The organism is Dermacoccus sp. SAI-028, assembly GCF_004346775.1.
GTDB lineage: Bacteria > Actinomycetota > Actinomycetes > Actinomycetales > Dermatophilaceae > Dermacoccus > Dermacoccus nishinomiyaensis.
Map to the genome: position 1 here is coordinate 2,663,345 of NZ_SMFS01000001.1, position 15,131 is coordinate 2,678,475.

General features: G+C 69.1%; 15 protein-coding genes. 5 read left to right on the top strand and 10 right to left on the bottom strand.

The features are described from left to right. Positions 1 to 16: 16 nt before the first annotated feature. Positions 17 to 517: an amino-acid N-acetyltransferase gene (locus EDC82_RS12140; RefSeq protein ID WP_038569464.1), complete on the bottom strand. Its 501-nt coding sequence runs from the start codon at positions 515 to 517 to the stop codon at positions 17 to 19. 164 nt (positions 518 to 681) lie between these two features. Next, positions 682 to 3,306, bottom strand: a complete 2,625-nt coding sequence (locus EDC82_RS12145) for an ATP-dependent Clp protease ATP-binding subunit (RefSeq protein WP_131941681.1) — start codon at positions 3,304 to 3,306, stop codon at positions 682 to 684. A 249-nt stretch (positions 3,307 to 3,555) separates the two neighbouring features. Between EDC82_RS12145 and EDC82_RS12150 the strand changes: the two genes are divergently transcribed. Then, on the top strand, positions 3,556 to 5,010 hold the full coding sequence (locus EDC82_RS12150; protein ID WP_131941683.1) for a hypothetical protein: 1,455 nt from the start codon (positions 3,556 to 3,558) through the stop codon (positions 5,008 to 5,010). Between the two features lie 72 nt (positions 5,011 to 5,082). On the opposite strand, the gene EDC82_RS12155 is transcribed toward EDC82_RS12150, so the two are convergent. Both EDC82_RS12155 and EDC82_RS12160 read right to left on the bottom strand, forming a co-directional pair. After that, positions 5,083 to 5,589 carry a DinB family protein gene (locus tag EDC82_RS12155; RefSeq protein ID WP_082740416.1) on the bottom strand — a complete coding sequence of 169 codons (507 nt, stop codon included), beginning with the start codon at positions 5,587 to 5,589 and terminating at the stop codon, positions 5,083 to 5,085. A 39-nt stretch (positions 5,590 to 5,628) separates the two neighbouring features. Next, positions 5,629 to 6,423 (bottom strand): Ku protein, encoded by a 795-nt coding sequence (locus tag EDC82_RS12160; protein WP_006944046.1) that lies wholly within the window; start codon positions 6,421 to 6,423, stop codon positions 5,629 to 5,631. A 49-nt stretch (positions 6,424 to 6,472) separates the two neighbouring features. Between EDC82_RS12160 and ligD (EDC82_RS12165) the strand changes: the two genes are divergently transcribed. Both ligD (EDC82_RS12165) and ligD (EDC82_RS12170) read left to right on the top strand, forming a co-directional pair. Then, positions 6,473 to 7,453, top strand: coding sequence for a non-homologous end-joining DNA ligase (gene ligD, locus EDC82_RS12165; RefSeq protein ID WP_131941685.1), 981 nt, complete (start codon positions 6,473 to 6,475; stop codon positions 7,451 to 7,453). After that, entirely contained in the window at positions 7,450 to 8,328 is an 879-nt protein-coding gene (gene ligD / locus EDC82_RS12170) for a non-homologous end-joining DNA ligase (RefSeq protein WP_131941687.1), read from the top strand. Before ligD (EDC82_RS12165) ends, ligD (EDC82_RS12170) begins: the two co-directional genes overlap by 4 nt. 121 nt (positions 8,329 to 8,449) lie before the next feature. Here ligD (EDC82_RS12170) and EDC82_RS12175 read toward each other — a convergent pair whose 3' ends face one another. The 5 genes from EDC82_RS12175 to EDC82_RS12195 form a co-directional block, all read right to left on the bottom strand. Next, the gene (locus tag EDC82_RS12175; RefSeq protein ID WP_006943971.1) at positions 8,450 to 8,785 is read right to left on the bottom strand and encodes an Lsr2 family protein; all 336 of its coding nucleotides are present in this window, start codon (positions 8,783 to 8,785) and stop codon (positions 8,450 to 8,452) included. A 161-nt stretch (positions 8,786 to 8,946) separates the two neighbouring features. After that, on the bottom strand, positions 8,947 to 9,201 hold the full coding sequence (locus EDC82_RS12180; RefSeq protein ID WP_038569485.1) for a hypothetical protein: 255 nt from the start codon (positions 9,199 to 9,201) through the stop codon (positions 8,947 to 8,949). 71 nt (positions 9,202 to 9,272) lie between these two features. Further along, positions 9,273 to 10,130: a pantoate--beta-alanine ligase gene (panC, locus tag EDC82_RS12185; RefSeq protein ID WP_006943928.1), complete on the bottom strand. Its 858-nt coding sequence runs from the start codon at positions 10,128 to 10,130 to the stop codon at positions 9,273 to 9,275. Positions 10,131 to 10,220: 90 nt separating this feature from the next. Beyond that, positions 10,221 to 11,180: a Rossmann-like and DUF2520 domain-containing protein gene (locus EDC82_RS12190; protein WP_006943972.1), complete on the bottom strand. Its 960-nt coding sequence runs from the start codon at positions 11,178 to 11,180 to the stop codon at positions 10,221 to 10,223. Positions 11,181 to 11,371: 191 nt separating this feature from the next. Beyond that, positions 11,372 to 11,929, bottom strand: a complete 558-nt coding sequence (locus tag EDC82_RS12195; protein WP_006943968.1) for a hypothetical protein — start codon at positions 11,927 to 11,929, stop codon at positions 11,372 to 11,374. A 70-nt stretch (positions 11,930 to 11,999) separates the two neighbouring features. Between EDC82_RS12195 and EDC82_RS14750 the strand changes: the two genes are divergently transcribed. Next, a complete protein-coding gene (locus EDC82_RS14750; protein ID WP_062256009.1) occupies positions 12,000 to 13,148 on the top strand; it encodes an SAM-dependent methyltransferase in 1,149 nt (382 codons plus the stop codon). A 131-nt stretch (positions 13,149 to 13,279) separates the two neighbouring features. Here the strand turns inward: EDC82_RS14750 and EDC82_RS12205 are convergent, their stop codons facing one another. Continuing rightward, on the bottom strand, positions 13,280 to 13,822 hold the full coding sequence (locus EDC82_RS12205) for a CGNR zinc finger domain-containing protein (RefSeq protein ID WP_006943974.1): 543 nt from the start codon (positions 13,820 to 13,822) through the stop codon (positions 13,280 to 13,282). Positions 13,823 to 13,905: 83 nt separating this feature from the next. Here EDC82_RS12205 and EDC82_RS12210 point away from each other — a divergent pair, with 83 nt between their 5' ends. After that, a complete protein-coding gene (locus EDC82_RS12210; RefSeq protein ID WP_006943939.1) occupies positions 13,906 to 14,991 on the top strand; it encodes a DMT family transporter in 1,086 nt (361 codons plus the stop codon). Positions 14,992 to 15,131: the final 140 nt, after the last annotated feature.

Consider the following 15,131-nt stretch of genomic DNA (forward strand, 5'->3'; position numbering starts at 1 on the left):
CGCGCTCTTCCGAGCGTCAGAGCGTCAGCAGCATGCGCGTGTTGCCGAGGGTGTTGGGCTTGACGCGGTCGAGGTCGAGGAATTCGGCGACACCTTCGTCGTACGACTGCAGCAGTTCGTCGTAGACGGTTCGCTCGATCGGGATGCCTTCGATCTCGACGAACCCGTGGCGCGCGAAGAAGGCGGTCTCGAACGTCAGGCAGAACACGCGGTCGACGCCGATGATACGCGCCTGGTGGATGAGGGCGTCGAGCAGGCGCCCTCCGACGCCGTGGCCGCGGACGTCGCCGGACACGGCGAGCGTTCGCACCTCCGCGACGTCCTCCCACATGACGTGCAGCGCACCGCATCCGACGATGTCGTCGTCGAGCTCGGCGACGATGAACTCGCTCAGGTTCTCGTAGTAGCTGACGGCCGGTTTGTCGACGATCGCCTTCGACTCCACGTACGGCGTCACGAGCCGTCGGATGCCTCGCACATCGGCGGCGCGGGCACGGCGAAGCACGACGGAACTCATGCACTCCACCCTAGGCACTCGCTTCGGGGCCGCAGCCGCGCGTCCCAGCTGACGAACCCCGTCAAGCCCACCCGACGAGAACACGACGGTGCGGCCCGCCTCCCCCCAGGGAGGCGGGCCGCACCGCACAGGTCACCGCGCATCAGACACGGTCGGAACGTCGATCAGACCGCGGCAGCGCCTTCGCCGCCACCGGGACCACCGCCGACGGCGCCACCGAAGTCGATCGGACCCGACAGGTCGTCACTGCTCGGCGTCGCGCCCTTCATGTCGGTGTCGACCTTGTCAGACGCCCGCGTGTGCTTCGACAGCGAGATCGGCGTGCCGGAGAACGTGAACGTCGCCTCCTTGCCTTCGCCCTCGACGTCGACGAGCACGAGGTCGCCCTTCGAGATCTCGCCGAAGAGGATCTTCTCGGACAGCTGGTCCTCGATCTCGCGCTGGATCGTGCGACGCAGCGGACGTGCACCGAGAGCCGGGTCGTACCCGCGCTTTGCGAGCAGATCCTTCGCGCCCTGCGTGAGCTCGATCGCCATGTCCTGATCCTTGAGGCGCTCGTCGAGCTTCGCGACCATGAGGTCGACGATCTCGACGATCTCGGCCTGCGACAGCTGCGGGAACACGATCGTGTCGTCGACACGGTTGAGGAACTCGGGACGGAAGTGCTGCTTGAGCTCCTCGCCGACCTTCGCCTTCATCCGGTCGTAGTTGCTGCGCTGGTCGTTGCCCGCGGCGAAGCCGAGGGAGACGCCCTTCGCGATGTCGCGCGTGCCGAGGTTCGTCGTCATGATGATGACGGTGTTCTTGAAGTCGACGACGCGGCCCTGGCTGTCGGTCAGGCGGCCGTCCTCCAGGATCTGCAGCAGCGAGTTGAAGATGTCGGCGTGAGCCTTCTCCACCTCGTCGAACAGCACGACCGAGAACGGCTTGCGACGCACCTTCTCCGTCAGCTGGCCACCCTCTTCGTAGCCGACGTAGCCGGGGGGCGAACCGAACAGACGCGAGACGGTGTGCTTCTCCGCGTACTCGGACATGTCGAGCGTGATGAGCGCGTCCTCGTCACCGAAGAGGAACTCGGCGAGCGACTTGGCGAGCTCCGTCTTGCCGACACCCGTCGGGCCGGCGAAGATGAACGAACCACCGGGACGGCGCGGGTCCTTGAGGCCCGCACGCGTGCGTCGGATGGCCTGCGACAGCGCCTTGATGGCGTCGTCGTTGCCGATGACGCGCTTGTGCAGCTCGTCCTCCATGCGCAGCAGACGCGAGGACTCCTCCTCCGTCAGCTTGAACACGGGGATACCGGTCGACGCGGCGAGAACCTCTGCGACGAGCTCCTCGTCGAGGACGGCGGCGAGATCGACGTCGCCGGCCTTCCACTCCTTCTCCTTGGCCTCCTTCTCCTCGACGAGCTTGCGCTCGTCGTCACGCAGGGCAGCGGCCTTCTCGAAGTCCTGGCTGTCGATGGCCGATTCCTTCTCACGACGCACGTGAGCGATCTTCTCGTCGAACTCGCGCAGCTCCGGCGGAGCCGTCATGCGACGGATCCGCAGACGCGCGCCCGCCTCATCGATGAGGTCGATCGCCTTGTCCGGCAGGAAGCGGTCGGTGATGTACCGGTCGGCCATGTTGACGGCCCCGACGAGCGCGGCGTCCGTGATCGTGACGCGGTGGTGCGCCTCATAGCGGTCGCGCAGACCCTTGAGGATCTCGATGGCCTGCGGGATCGTCGGCTCGTTGACCTGGATCGGCTGGAACCGGCGCTCGAGCGCCGCGTCCTTCTCGATGTGCTTGCGGTACTCATCGAGCGTCGTCGCACCGATCGTCTGCAGCTCGCCACGAGCCAACATCGGCTTCAGGATCGAGGCAGCGTCGATGGCACCCTCGGCCGCACCGGCACCGACGAGGCTGTGGATCTCGTCGATGAACAGGATGATGTCGCCACGCGTGCGGATCTCCTTGAGCACCTTCTTGAGGCGCTCCTCGAAGTCACCGCGGTAGCGCGAACCGGCGACGAGCGAGCCCAGGTCGAGGGTGTAGAGGTGCTTGTCCTTGAGCGTCTCGGGCACGTCACCCGCGACGATGTCAGCGGCAAGACCCTCGACGACGGCCGTCTTGCCGACGCCGGGCTCACCGATGAGCACCGGGTTGTTCTTGGTACGGCGCGACAGCACCTGCATGACGCGCTCGATCTCCTTCTCACGCCCGATGACCGGGTCGAGCTTGCCCTCACGGGCAGCCTGCGTGAGGTTGCGACCGAACTGGTCGAGCACCGTCGAACCGGCCGGGGTGCCCTCGGCGGGGCCACCCGACGACGACGCGCCGACGCCCGCGGCCTGCGGCTCGCCCTTGCCCTGGTATCCGGACAGGAGCTGGATGACGGTGGTGCGCACCGTCGACAGGTCTGCGCCGAGCTTGACGAGCACCTGCGCGGCGACGCCCTCACCCTCGCGGATCAGGCCGAGCAGGATGTGCTCGGTGCCGATGTAGCTGTGACCGAGCTGCAGCCCCTCGCGCAGGGACAGCTCGAGAACCTTCTTCGCGCGCGGCGTGAAGGGAATGTGGCCGGACTGCGTCTGCTGCCCCTGGCCGATGATCTCCTGAACCTGCTCGCGGACGGCGTCCAGCGAGATACCCAGGGATTCGAGCGCCTTCGCGGCGACGCCCTCCCCTTCGTGGATGAGGCCCAGGAGGATGTGCTCCGTGCCGATGTAGTTGTGGTTGAGCATGCGCGCTTCTTCTTGCGCGAGCACCACGACCCGACGGGCGCGGTCGGTGAACCGTTCGAACATGTCATCTCCTCGATGCCGAGATCTCACACGATGCTAGCCGGGGCGGGTGACGACGTCAGCGTGACGCCGCATCCACCACCGGTCTTCGAAGGTGCCAACGCCGCGTGTGCCCGCCGTGTTCCGCTCCGGGCGCGTTTGGCTGCTGCGTTCGCCCAGGGCGGAACCTCGCGCCCCGATCCCGGTCGGCAGGGGCGCATGCCCTCGTGGGTCTGCCCCACCCATGACGGTCGTCACGGATAGGCTGGACACGTGACTGACGGCCCCCTCGAGCTTCGCGTCTTCGGCCTCGACTTCGCGGTGAACGTGCAGCCCGAGCGTCGTGACGCCGTCGCGCGTCAGTGGCACTGGTGCCGCCCGGACGCGCCGTCACAGCGCAAGATCGCGCCCTTGCCGAGAGCGCCACATCGGGTGGGTCGGGGTGGCAGTTCGGTCGGCAGCGAGAGCGCCGCAGGCTTGCGAGCAGCCGGGACGGCTGAGGTCGAGCCGGTCGACATCGCAAAGACGATCACCGTCGATCGAATCGATGACGCCCCCGGCAGCGGCTCAGACACCGGCGACTACACGCTGACGACGACGCTCACCGGCCGCGCCATCTCGGCGCGTGCGGGCGAGTTTGTCATGCTCCACGCCGGTGGAGTCTGCGACCCCGACACGGGCGTCGTTGCCGGCCTGTTCGCAGCGTCGGGCACCGGCAAGACGACGGCGACGCAGCACTACTGCACGCACGGCTACGGCTACGTCACCGACGAGACGCTCATCTTCAACGACCGCCGCGACGTCATGCCCTACCCCAAGCCGCTGTCGGTGCTCGTCAACCCGGGTGTCTCCGGCGTCAAGACGCAGCACTGCCCCGACGACCTCGACATGGCGCCGCCTCGTGACGGCGCGTTGCGGCTCGGGCCGCTCGTCCTGCTCGACCGCATTCGTGACGACGCCCGCCCTGACGAGAGCGTCAACGGCGGCGATGCGGAAGCTGACGCCACGCGCGCCGCGCCCGACCGTATCGATGCCGAGGACGACAACAGCGCCGGCACTCACGAGCCCGGCGAGGCCGAGCTGAGCGAGATGCCGCTGTTCGAGGCGTTGACGCTCATCCTGCCGCAGTCGTCGGCGATGCCGCAGATCGACGGTTGCCTCGACCTGCTCGCCCGGATAGCCTTCGCCGGCGGCGGCGTCCAACGTCTGCGTTATCGCGAGATCGCCGACACGCTCCCCCTCTTGCGCGACGTGTTCACGCTGGCGCCGCAGGAGCCGTTCTGGCGTCACGTGCCCGGCACGTGGTGGACGCAGCAGCCCGACGTCGACCCCTACCTGCCGCTCGCGTCGGCGACGCTGGATGCCGACGTCACGGCCGGCGATGGCGACGATGATCGCGCCTTCGCCACGCGCGAGGATCCCGTCGCGAGCCCTGCGGACAGCGCCGAGGCCCTGACCAACGACACCGTTCTGACGCTCGCACCCTTCGTCGACGCCCTCGTCGACGAGGACGCGCTCGAGGTGCTGACGCTCATCGGCTCGACGCCCGCGCACCTGCACGGTCTCGGCGCCGTCATCCACCTGACGCTGCTCGACGGCCCCCGCTCGCTGGCTGACCTCGTCGACGTCTGCACCGCCACCCTCGGCGAGCACCCGGATGCCAACGCGCTCGTCAGACGTGCGGCCCACGACCTGCTGACGAACCGCGTCGTCCGCGTCATCCGCTGACACCTGCCCCGCTGGGGCGTTCCGCGCCGATCGACATGGCCGGCGCCGCCAACAGCCGGGGCGCCGAGGCGATCACCTCGAGCGGCTACGTTCCATGAGGACCTGTTCGCGCAGGATGTCGGCGTGCCCGCAGTGCTGGGCATGCTCGCGAAGCACGTGGAGCAGGATCCAGCGAACGCTCAACGGGCCGCGCCGGTTTCCTGACCAGATGGTGTCTCCGCCCACCCCGTCCACGGCGCGTCGCGATCGTTCGCAGGCGCGAGCGAAAACGTCGAGCACAGACGCCGACGTGTCGGCGTCCGTCAGGTCGAACGACTCGTCGGGCCCGGGCTGCAGGCCGAGTTCTGCACGGCTGCGCCCTGTACGGGCCTCCTCGAACCAGACCCGTTCGACGAACGTCGCGTGCTTCACCAGGCCGAGCAGCGTCGTCGTCGACGGGACGAGCCGACGTCGGGCCTCGGCCTCGCTCAACCCGTCGAGGGACGCAGCGATCATGGCACGGTGCTGGTCGATGAACACCCCGATCTGCTGCTCGAACGAAGCGTCGTAGACGTCGGGCGCGTCGGGGTTCGCCATCATCGTCCGAGTATCACACGGCGCCCAACGCGGCTGAGCGCGTCAGCTCGCTGCTTCGCCGCGTGCTTTCTTGGCCCGGTCGACGCTGGCCTGCAGGGCGGCGAGCAGGTCGACGACCTCGGCGCTCTCCTCCGGCTTGTCTTCGGGTTCCTTGACCTCGCCGCCCGCGAGCTTGGCCTCGACGACCTCGCGCACGGCCTGCTCGTAGGTGTCCTCGTACGCCTCGGGGTCGAAGTCACCCGACAACGACTCGACGAGCATCGCCGCCATCGCCTGCTCCGAATCCGTCACCTCCGCCTTCGCCTCGAGGACGGCGAAGTCGGGCTCGCGCACCTCGTCGGGCCACAGCAACGTCTGCAGGACGATGGCCTTGCCCTCGACGCGCAGGACGGCCACCGTCACGCGCGTGCGCAACGACACCGTGACGACGGCGACGCGCCCGCTCTCCTCGAGCGCGCTACGCAGCAGGGCGTACGGCTTGAGTGCCGCCTTGTCGGGCTCGAGGTAGTAGACCTTGTCGAGCACGAGCGGGCTGATCTGCTCGGCCGGCACGAACCGGTCGACGGCGATCTCCTTGCTCGTGACGAGCGGCAGGTCGGCAAGGTCTGCGTCCGTCAGCACGACCATCTGCCCCTCGGGCGTCTCGTACCCCTTCGCGATGTCGCTGTAGGCGACCTGCTCGCCGTCGATCGAGCAGACACGCTGGTACTTGATGCGTCCGCCGTCCTTCTCGTGCACCTGACGGAACTGCACGTCGTGATTCTCCGTCGCCGAGTACACGCGTACCGGCACGTTGACGAGGCCGAAACTGACGGCACCCTTCCAGATCGCTCGCATGCCCTTCGCGCCCTTCTCGCTCGTGCGGTGTCACATCTAGGGTGAGCCTATGCGCCCGATGCTCGCGACACCGACACCTCACGTGCCGTGCGGGCCCGCGTGGCGCCACGAGGTGAAGTGGGACGGCATCCGCGCCATCGTCACCGTCCGCGGCGGTGAGGTGACGATCGCGACGCGCTCCGGCGCCGACTGCTCCGCGCGCTTCCCCGAGATCACCGGTTCACGCCTGCGCGACTTCGACGACCTCGTCCTCGACGGCGAGCTCGTCGCCCTGACGAACGGGCGGCCCGACTTCCGCGCCGTCATGCACCGACTCGCCCCCGGCGGCGGACGCTCACGCATGCGCGCCGCCAGCCCCGACGAAGCCGCGGCCCTCGCACGAACTCCTGTGCAGCTCATGACGTTCGACGTGCTGCGCGCCGCCGGGCACGACGTCATCACCCTGCCGTGGAGCGCGCGTCGTGAACTGCTCGACGGCGCGGGGATCGACGGCTCGGCCGATCACGGATCGAGCGCCACGGCCTCCGCGATCCAGGTGCCGCCCGCGCATGACGACGGCGACGCGCTGCTCGCCGCGACCCGTGACGCCGGCCTCGAGGGCGTCGTCAGCAAGCGCGTCGATTCACCGTATCGCCCGGGCGTGCGCAGCGAGGACTGGCTCAAGAGCGTCCACCGCACCCGCGAGACGTTCGTCGTCCTCGGTTGGCGACCGGTCGACGGCACCGTCGGCGCGCTGGGCGCGATCCTCGTCGGCGAATGGGCCGACGGCGAGCTCGTCTATCGCGGACGCGTCGGCACCGGATTCTCGGCCGCGGCCGGGCGCGCGCTGCTCGAGTGGCTGACGCCGGCGCCCGAGCCGGCCGTGCCGCGCGATGCTCTCGCCGCGGAGGACGCCGTCGGCACCCACTGGGTGCGCCCCGAGATCCTCGTCGACGTCACCCACCTGGGGCGCAGCTCCGGCGGGCGGCTGCGTCAGCCCGCATACACCGGGCTGCGCCTCGACATCGCCGCACGTGAGGACGACGCATGAGCCCCGAGGTGAGCCCCACCGTCGTCGAGGTCGACGGGCGGACGCTGCGCCTGACGAATCTCGACAAGATCCTGTACCCCGCGACGGAGACGACGAAGGGTGAGGTACTGCACTATTACGCGAGCGTGGCACCGCGAATTCTCGCGCAGACGAAAGACCGGCCAGTCACCCGGCTGCGTTTTCCGCATGGTGTCGGAAAACTCGAGTTCTTCGAGAAGAACACCCCATCGGGCGCACCGCACTGGATCGAACGCGAAGAGATCGACAAGGTCACCTACCCGTTCGTCGATTCCGTCGCCGCTCTCAGCTATTTCGCGAACCTCGCCTCCCTCGAATTCCACACTCCCCAGTGGCGCTGGCGGGATGGCGAACGCGAAAATCCTGACCGCATCGTTCTCGACCTCGACCCGGGCGCTCCCGCGGGGCTCGACGAATGCGCCGCGGTCGCCGTCATGCTGCGCGAACTGCTCGGTTCTCTGGGCTGGCCCAGCGTTCCTGTCACCTCGGGCAGCAAAGGAATGCAGATCTACGCACGCCTCGACGGCACCCATTCGAGTGACGACATTCGCGAGTTCGCCCGCACCCTCGCGGAGAAGCTCACCGAGATGCGCCCCGAACTCATCACCGCGAAGATGACGAAATCACTACGCCCCGGCAAGGTGTTCATCGACTGGTCGCAGAACCTCGCGGCCAAGACGACCATCACCCCATGGTCGCTGCGTGGCCGCAACCGGCCGTTCGTCGCCACGCCGCGAACGTGGGACGAGATCGAGACGGCCCGCACCAAGCCCGGCTCCCTGCGGCAGCTCGACCTCCACGACGTGCTCGACGAACGACTCGACCGGCCCGACCCGATGGACGCCCTGCTCCGCTGAACGAATCAAACAACGAGACAAGAGCACGCAAGCGCGTCGAGCCGACACGACAGAAGGACCCTGCACTTTCCACACGGAAAGCACAGGGCCTCTCTGGAAGTTCTTCGCGCCGTGGCGAACGTCAGTTCTTCGTGGCGGCGTCGTAGGCCTTCATGAGGTCGGCCGAGACGCGGCCTCGGTCACTGACCGTCCAGCCGTTCGCGCGGCCCCAGTCACGAATGGCATTGAGGTCGGAACGACCACCGCCGCGCGTGGAGGACGCCTTCGACTGCTGCTTACGACCGCCGACCCGACGAGCGTGACCGACCCAGGTGGCGAGAGAATCACGCAGCTTGGCGGCGTTCTCGTCGGACAGGTCGATCTCGTAGTTCACACCGTCGAGGGCGAACTGGATGGTCTCGCTCGCGTCCGAGCCGTCGATGTCGTCTTCCAGCGTGACATGGATGCGCTGAGCCATGATCGGCTCCTTTCGAAGTGCGAATGATTCTGCCTCGCAGGGGCGAGGCGACGAACCCGACATTACCGTCCGATAAGCGAAAGAGCGAAACCCGGCAACCGATTTCGCTCTTTCCCCGAGTATTTTTTCAGACGCAATTCACGCGACTGGAATGGGGGCGATCATTCCGGGGGCGTCGTCGCGCGAGAACTCATCGTTCCGGGTGCAGCCTTCGGCAGGTGCGCATTCTGCAGACGCGCCTCCTCCTCGCCGGGCGCGACGGCACCCTTCGTCAGGTCGTGTTCGCGCTCCCATTGCGCCTGCGCGACGCGTTCACGCCGGTCGCCCTCCATGATGTGACGCAGGATGAGGTAGAACAGGCCGAGAATTCCGATCGACGGAATGAGCGTCTCGATGGCCGGCCACAGGCTGTCCACGGGCTCCACTTCCTTTCACGTGCAGCCGCGTCGCCGGGCCGCTCCAGGTGTTCAGTCTACGAGGCCGCGGTTCAGGCCTCGCGACCGCCGACGACGAGGGGGACGTTGTCGATCAACCGGGTCGTGCCGACCTTGGCCGCGACGGCGAGCAGCGCCTCCCCGCGGAAGTACTCGGGCACCTGCTCCAACGTGACCGGGTCGACGAGCACGAGGTAGTCGACGAGGGCCAGCGGTTCGCGCACGAGGACGTCCCGCGCAGCGCGCCGTACAGCGGCAGGGCCGGAGTTACGAGCGGCCTCACCGGCCTGGAGGGCCTTCGACAGGCACAGCGCGACCTCACGGTCGGCGTCGCTCAGATAGGCGTTGCGGCTGCTGAGGGCGAGCCCGTCGGACTCGCGGACGGTCGGTACGCCGACGATCTCGACGGACATGTCGAGGTCACGCACCATGCGCTTGATGAGCAGCAACTGCTGCGCGTCCTTCTGGCCGTAGTAGGCGCGCGTCGGGTGCACGATGTTGAGCAGCTTGTTGACGACCGTCAGCATCCCGTCGAAGTGGCCGGGGCGCGACGCACCTTCGAGGACGCCGCCCAGCGGGCCCGCCGAGACGCGCACGCCCGGCTCACCGTCGGGGTAGACGACGTCAGGGCTCGGAGCAAACACGAGGTTGGCGCCCTCGCGCTCGCAGATCTCCAGGTCGCGCTGCAGCGTGCGGGGGTAGCGCGACAGGTCCTCCCCCGCCGCGAACTGCAGCGGGTTGAGGAAGATCGTGACGACGACGGCGTCGTTCTCCTCGCGCGCGCGACGGATCAGCGTCGCATGCCCCTCGTGCAGGGCCCCCATCGTCATGACGACGCCGACGCTGCCGCCGAGGCGGCCGCGGGCGTCGGCGAACTCGGTGCGGGCGTGGGTGACGACAGGTGCGGTCATGCGTGGCTCCCGGTGGCGTGGTCAGGGACGGGGCTCGAACCTGACGGGGTGGGTGTCGGAGATTGTGGAGGAACGATCGGAGCGGACGGATCAGGGCGTCGGGGGCTCGGGGCCCACCCCGCCCTGGTCTGGTGGCCCGCCGCGCCCCTCGAGCGCGGTGAGGACGGCGTCGATCTGCATCGGGGTGAGAGCGCCGCGCGCCGAGCTGCGTTGCGCGGTCGCGAGCGCGAGCGCGCGGTAGGTCGGGGGAATGTCGAGTGCCACACCAGTGTGGGCGAGCGCCTCGAGCATGTCGAGGTGACGCGTCAACGTGCCCGCGTCGCCGCGCGCGACGGGGCCCGTCAGCGCCTTGTCGCCGCGTTCGAGGGCGTTGTCGAGCGCGGCCTCGAGCAGCGGGCGCAGCAGGCGGCCCGGGTCGTCGACGTCGATGCGGCGCAGCAGCTCGCCGGCCTGCGCGACGAGGGTGACGAGGTGGTTCGAGCCGTGCGCGAGCGCCGCGTGGTACTGCGTGCGATCGGCCTCGTCGACGGTGAACGGCTCGCCGCCCATGTCGAGCACGAGCGCGTCGGCGACCATGCGGTGGTCGGGCATCGCCGTGACGGCGAACGGGCAGCCGGCGAGGCGCGTCAGGTCGACCGCGGTGCCGCTGAACGTCATCGCCGGGTGGATCGCGAGCGGCACCCCGCCGGCCTCGACGACGGGCGCGAGCACGCCGATGCCCTGCGCGCCGCTCGTGTGGACGACGATGCGTGGGCCGAGTGTGCCGGGGAAGTCGAGGCCGTGGACCAGAGCGGCGAGTTCGTCGTCGGGCACGGTGAGCAGGACGAGATCGGCGGCCGCTGCGACGCCGGCCGGCTGCTGGACGGGGACTCCGGGCAGCAGCGCCTCAGCCCTCTCGCGGCTCGCCTCGGACACACCGCTGACGGCGACGACGTCATGCCCCGCCTTGCGCAACGCCGCCCCCAGCACCGCACCGACTCGCCCCGCACCGATGACGCCGACGCGCAGGCTCGGCGCACCCGGGAGCGGGGTCGGCTGCTCGAAAGTCACCCGCCCAACGCTACTCCCGTCCGCGAGGTCCTCGAATCACTGCGGGGCCGTGTGCTCGGTGAGGGATGCGCGTTGGTCACTCGACGGGGGCGCCCGGCGCTCGATGCGTGCGTTTCGGGCCGCTCGACGGGACGCGGCGTCGCACGTCGGGCCGTCAGTGCGGGCGACTCGTTTCGATGCGCTGCCGGCGCTCAGGCGCGGGGCAGTCGCTCGATCAGATGCGTCAGCTCACGTCGCGAACAAACGCGGACGATCGGCAGCTGAGGTCGTCGAGCTGCGACGTCGCCGATGAGCCCCCGGTAGCGCGCGTGGCCCTGCCACGACCAGCGCACGATGTGCTCGGGGTCGGTGAAGAAGGTGCGCAGAGGGCCTTCGGTGTTCCCGTTCCACAGTTCTTGGCGAAACAGACGTCGCCGCAGCGTCCGGCTGACGACCTGCCGCGTCACGGTGCCGCGCGGCAGATCGAGCCAGATGAGCAGTTCGGCGCGCTCGGCGAGCAGGCCACGCACCTCGCTGTATTGCCACTCGGTGACCCACGCCTCGGTCGCGACGAACCGCGCGACGTCGTCATGAAACTGCGGGCGCGGTTGCCACCCGGGGCCGTGGAACAGCGCGTCTATCTCATGATGCGGCACCCCGATCCGATCGCTGACGAGCGCACACGCCGTCGTCTTGCCGCTGCCCGACGGCCCCGCGATGATGACGCGTCGCGCCGGCGGCAGGTCGGCGTCGAGCGAGAGGAAGGGCATGGCCCCATTCTGCCGCTGTCATGGTCGGCACATGGGCGGTCGACGCGTGGGCGCGACGTAGAGTCGCGACGTGACGCAGCAGTTCGAGAACTCCGACATGCCGGTGAGCCACGCGGTGCCGTGGCGCGACGCCTGGCAGGCCGCGCTCTACGGCCGTGACGGTTTCTATCGACGTGACGAGGGCCCCGGGGGCCATTTTGCGACGAGCGCGCAGGGCATTCCCGGCGTCGATGAGGTGCTCGCGCAGGCGATCGTCGCCATGGCCGAACGCATCGACGCGGACGTTGTCGTCGACTTCGCCTGCGGCCGTGGCGAACTGCTGGCCACCATCAGCCGGTTCGTCGATGACGTCGACCTCGTGGGCGTTGACGTCGTCGAGCGTCCGCCCGAACTCAGCAGCCGCATCGCCTGGGTGCGTTCTGCGGGAGGGGCGTCGATTCCGTCGCTCGACGTCATCGCAGGTCGTCGGGCGTTCGTCGTCGCGCACGAGTGGCTCGACGTCGTGCCGTGCGACATCGCGGAGGCTGACGACGACGGTGTCCTGCGCGAGGTACTCGTCACGCTCGACGGGGACGAGACGCTAGGTGCCCCACTCCCTCCCGACGCCGCCCGGTGGGCCGCCCGTCATGCCCCAACGGCGATGCCTGTCCACGTCGGCGATCTTCGTCCACATTCGTCGGCGGCCCAGCCCACGATCGATGCCCCCGACGATCCACCGCCCCACCCCGTGCCTGACGACGCCCTACCTCCGGCCGATGGCCGCGATAACGCCACCCGTCGCGAACCCGGCGAGCGCGTCGAGATCGGCATGACGCGTGATGCGGCCTGGGCGGCGCTCGTCGCGGAGGTGACGCGTCATGCCGCGGCTGGCAGCGTCGTGGTCGGAATCGACTACGCGTCCACGAGCGGTACGCGGCCGCCGTTCGGCACCCTCACCGGCTTCCGTGACGGCAGCGAGTGCGCGCCCGTTCCCGACGGTTCGTGCGACGTGACGGCGCACGTCGCGCTCGATTCCCTCGATGCCGACGACGTGCGCACCCAGCGCGACGTACTGCTCGAACTGTTCGGCGAGCTGGCCCTGGAACCCGTTCCGCTCGCCCTCGCCTCGAGCGACCCACCCGTCTACCTCGCTCGCCTCGCGGCCCGCTCGGCGCTCGCGACGGCCACGCATCCGGGTGGCCTCGGAGCCTTCGCGTGGTTCACGCGCACGATCGGCTGACGCGGCCGCCGCCACCCTCGACCACCCGCAAACGCCCGTCGTGCCGGGTTGTCGCCCCCGCCTGGCACGATCAGCCTCGAGACGCGCCACCTGGCCGCGTCCGGCGAGGGGGAGTCGAACGGAGCCGAGCGTCAGGACACCGATTCGGCCGCCTTGCGCGCGCGATAGGCGGCGACGTTGGCGCGGTTTCCGCACCCGCGATCGCAGTAGCGGCGGGAGCGGTTCTTCGACAGGTCGACGAGCACTCCCCCGCAGTCACCGGCGCACATCTTGAGGCGGTCGAGTTCGTCGGCGCGGATGACGTCGACGAACGCCATGACGGCGTCGACCGCCATGCGGCTCGCCAGTGGCGCGTCGGACGGCGTCGCGTGCAGGTGGTAATCCCACTCGTCGTGACGCACGAGTTGCGGCAGCGCACGGTACTGCAGCATCACCTCGTTGACGAACGCGACGAGTTCGTCGCGCGACAGTGACCACGCCTCGAGGAATCGGGGGCGCAGGGCGCGCACCTCGTCGAGTTCGGCGTGCGTGCGCTCGTGCGTGCCGGTGTACCCCCAGGACTCGACGAAGGCGTCGAGGTCGGCGATCTCGGTGAGGGTGTCGTCGGGCGTGGCGGTGTTGACGAGCGCGGCGACGGACAGCAGACCGTCCTCCGTGTCATGACCAAAGGGCATTTTGACTCCTGACCTCTTCCAGGTCTAACGTAACCGGTGTTCCTGGTTTTGACCACTTACGCGAGAGTTGGAGGTGTTCCCCCATGGCTCCCAGCCAGATCGCACACGACATCGAGCCCATCCCCGTCGCCACCCGCAGGCGCGCGGGCCGATCCGGCGCGATGTCCCACACGAGCATGGGCCTCATCATCGCCATTGTCTCGTGTGCGGCGTTCGGCACATCCGGTTCGTTCGCGAAGGCACTGCTCGGCTCCGGGTGGACGCCCGTCACGGCCGTCGCGGCCCGCATCAGCATCGCAGCGCTCGCGCTCGCCATCCCGACGGCGATGGCGCTGAGTGGGCGCTGGCACGTGCTGCGCGACAACATCAAGCCGATCGTGCTCTACGGCATCTTCGGCGTCGCCGGCTGCCAGCTGTTCTACTTCAACGCCGTCACGCACGTCAGCGTCGGTGTCGCACTGCTCATCGAGTACCTCGCGCCGATGCTGCTCGTCGGCTGGGCGTGGGCGCGCTACGGCCGCACGCCGCGGCGCTTGACGATCGCCGGGACGGCTGCGGCCATCGTCGGGCTGCTGTTCGTGCTCGACGTGTTCAACGGTTTCAGCGTCGACCCCATCGGCATCGCGTGGGCGCTGGGCGCCGCGCTGTGCCTGACGGTGTACTTCGTCATCGCGGGCGACGAGGAGTCGGAGCTGCCCCCGATCGCACTCGCCGGTGGCGGCATGAGCGTCGGCGCCGTCATCCTGCTCGCGATGTGCGCACTCGGCGTGCAGCCGGTCTCGGTCAGCACCGCCGACGTCACGTTCGCCGGTTCGCAGATGCCGTTCTGGGTGCCGGTGCTCGGCCTCGCGCTCATCGCTGCGGCCCTCGCCTACGCGACGGGCATCTACGCCGCCCGCGCCCTCGGCACGACGGTCGCGTCGTTCATCTCGCTGCTCGAGGTGCTGTTCGCCGTCGCCTTCGCGTGGATGTTCGTCGGCGAGGCCCCGACGCTCGTCCAGGTCGTCGGCGGCGCGTTCATCGTCGGCGGTGTCGTGCTCGTGCGTCTCGACGAGTCGCGTCACGCGGAGAGCTTCGGCCCCGTCGTCGCGGCCGAGCACGACGCCGAGATCGAACGCTGGCTCGACGACGTCCGCCCCACGCGCGACGAAGAGTGCGTCACGCGCTGAGCCGCTGAGGGCCTACGGCCGCCACGACGCTGTCGCCTCGGCCCGGCATCGACACGAGGTGCGCAACCCACCGGGGTTGCGCACCTCGGAGCCGAAACGCCGCCATGCGGGATCACAGCCCTGAAGGACCGCGCTGAGAG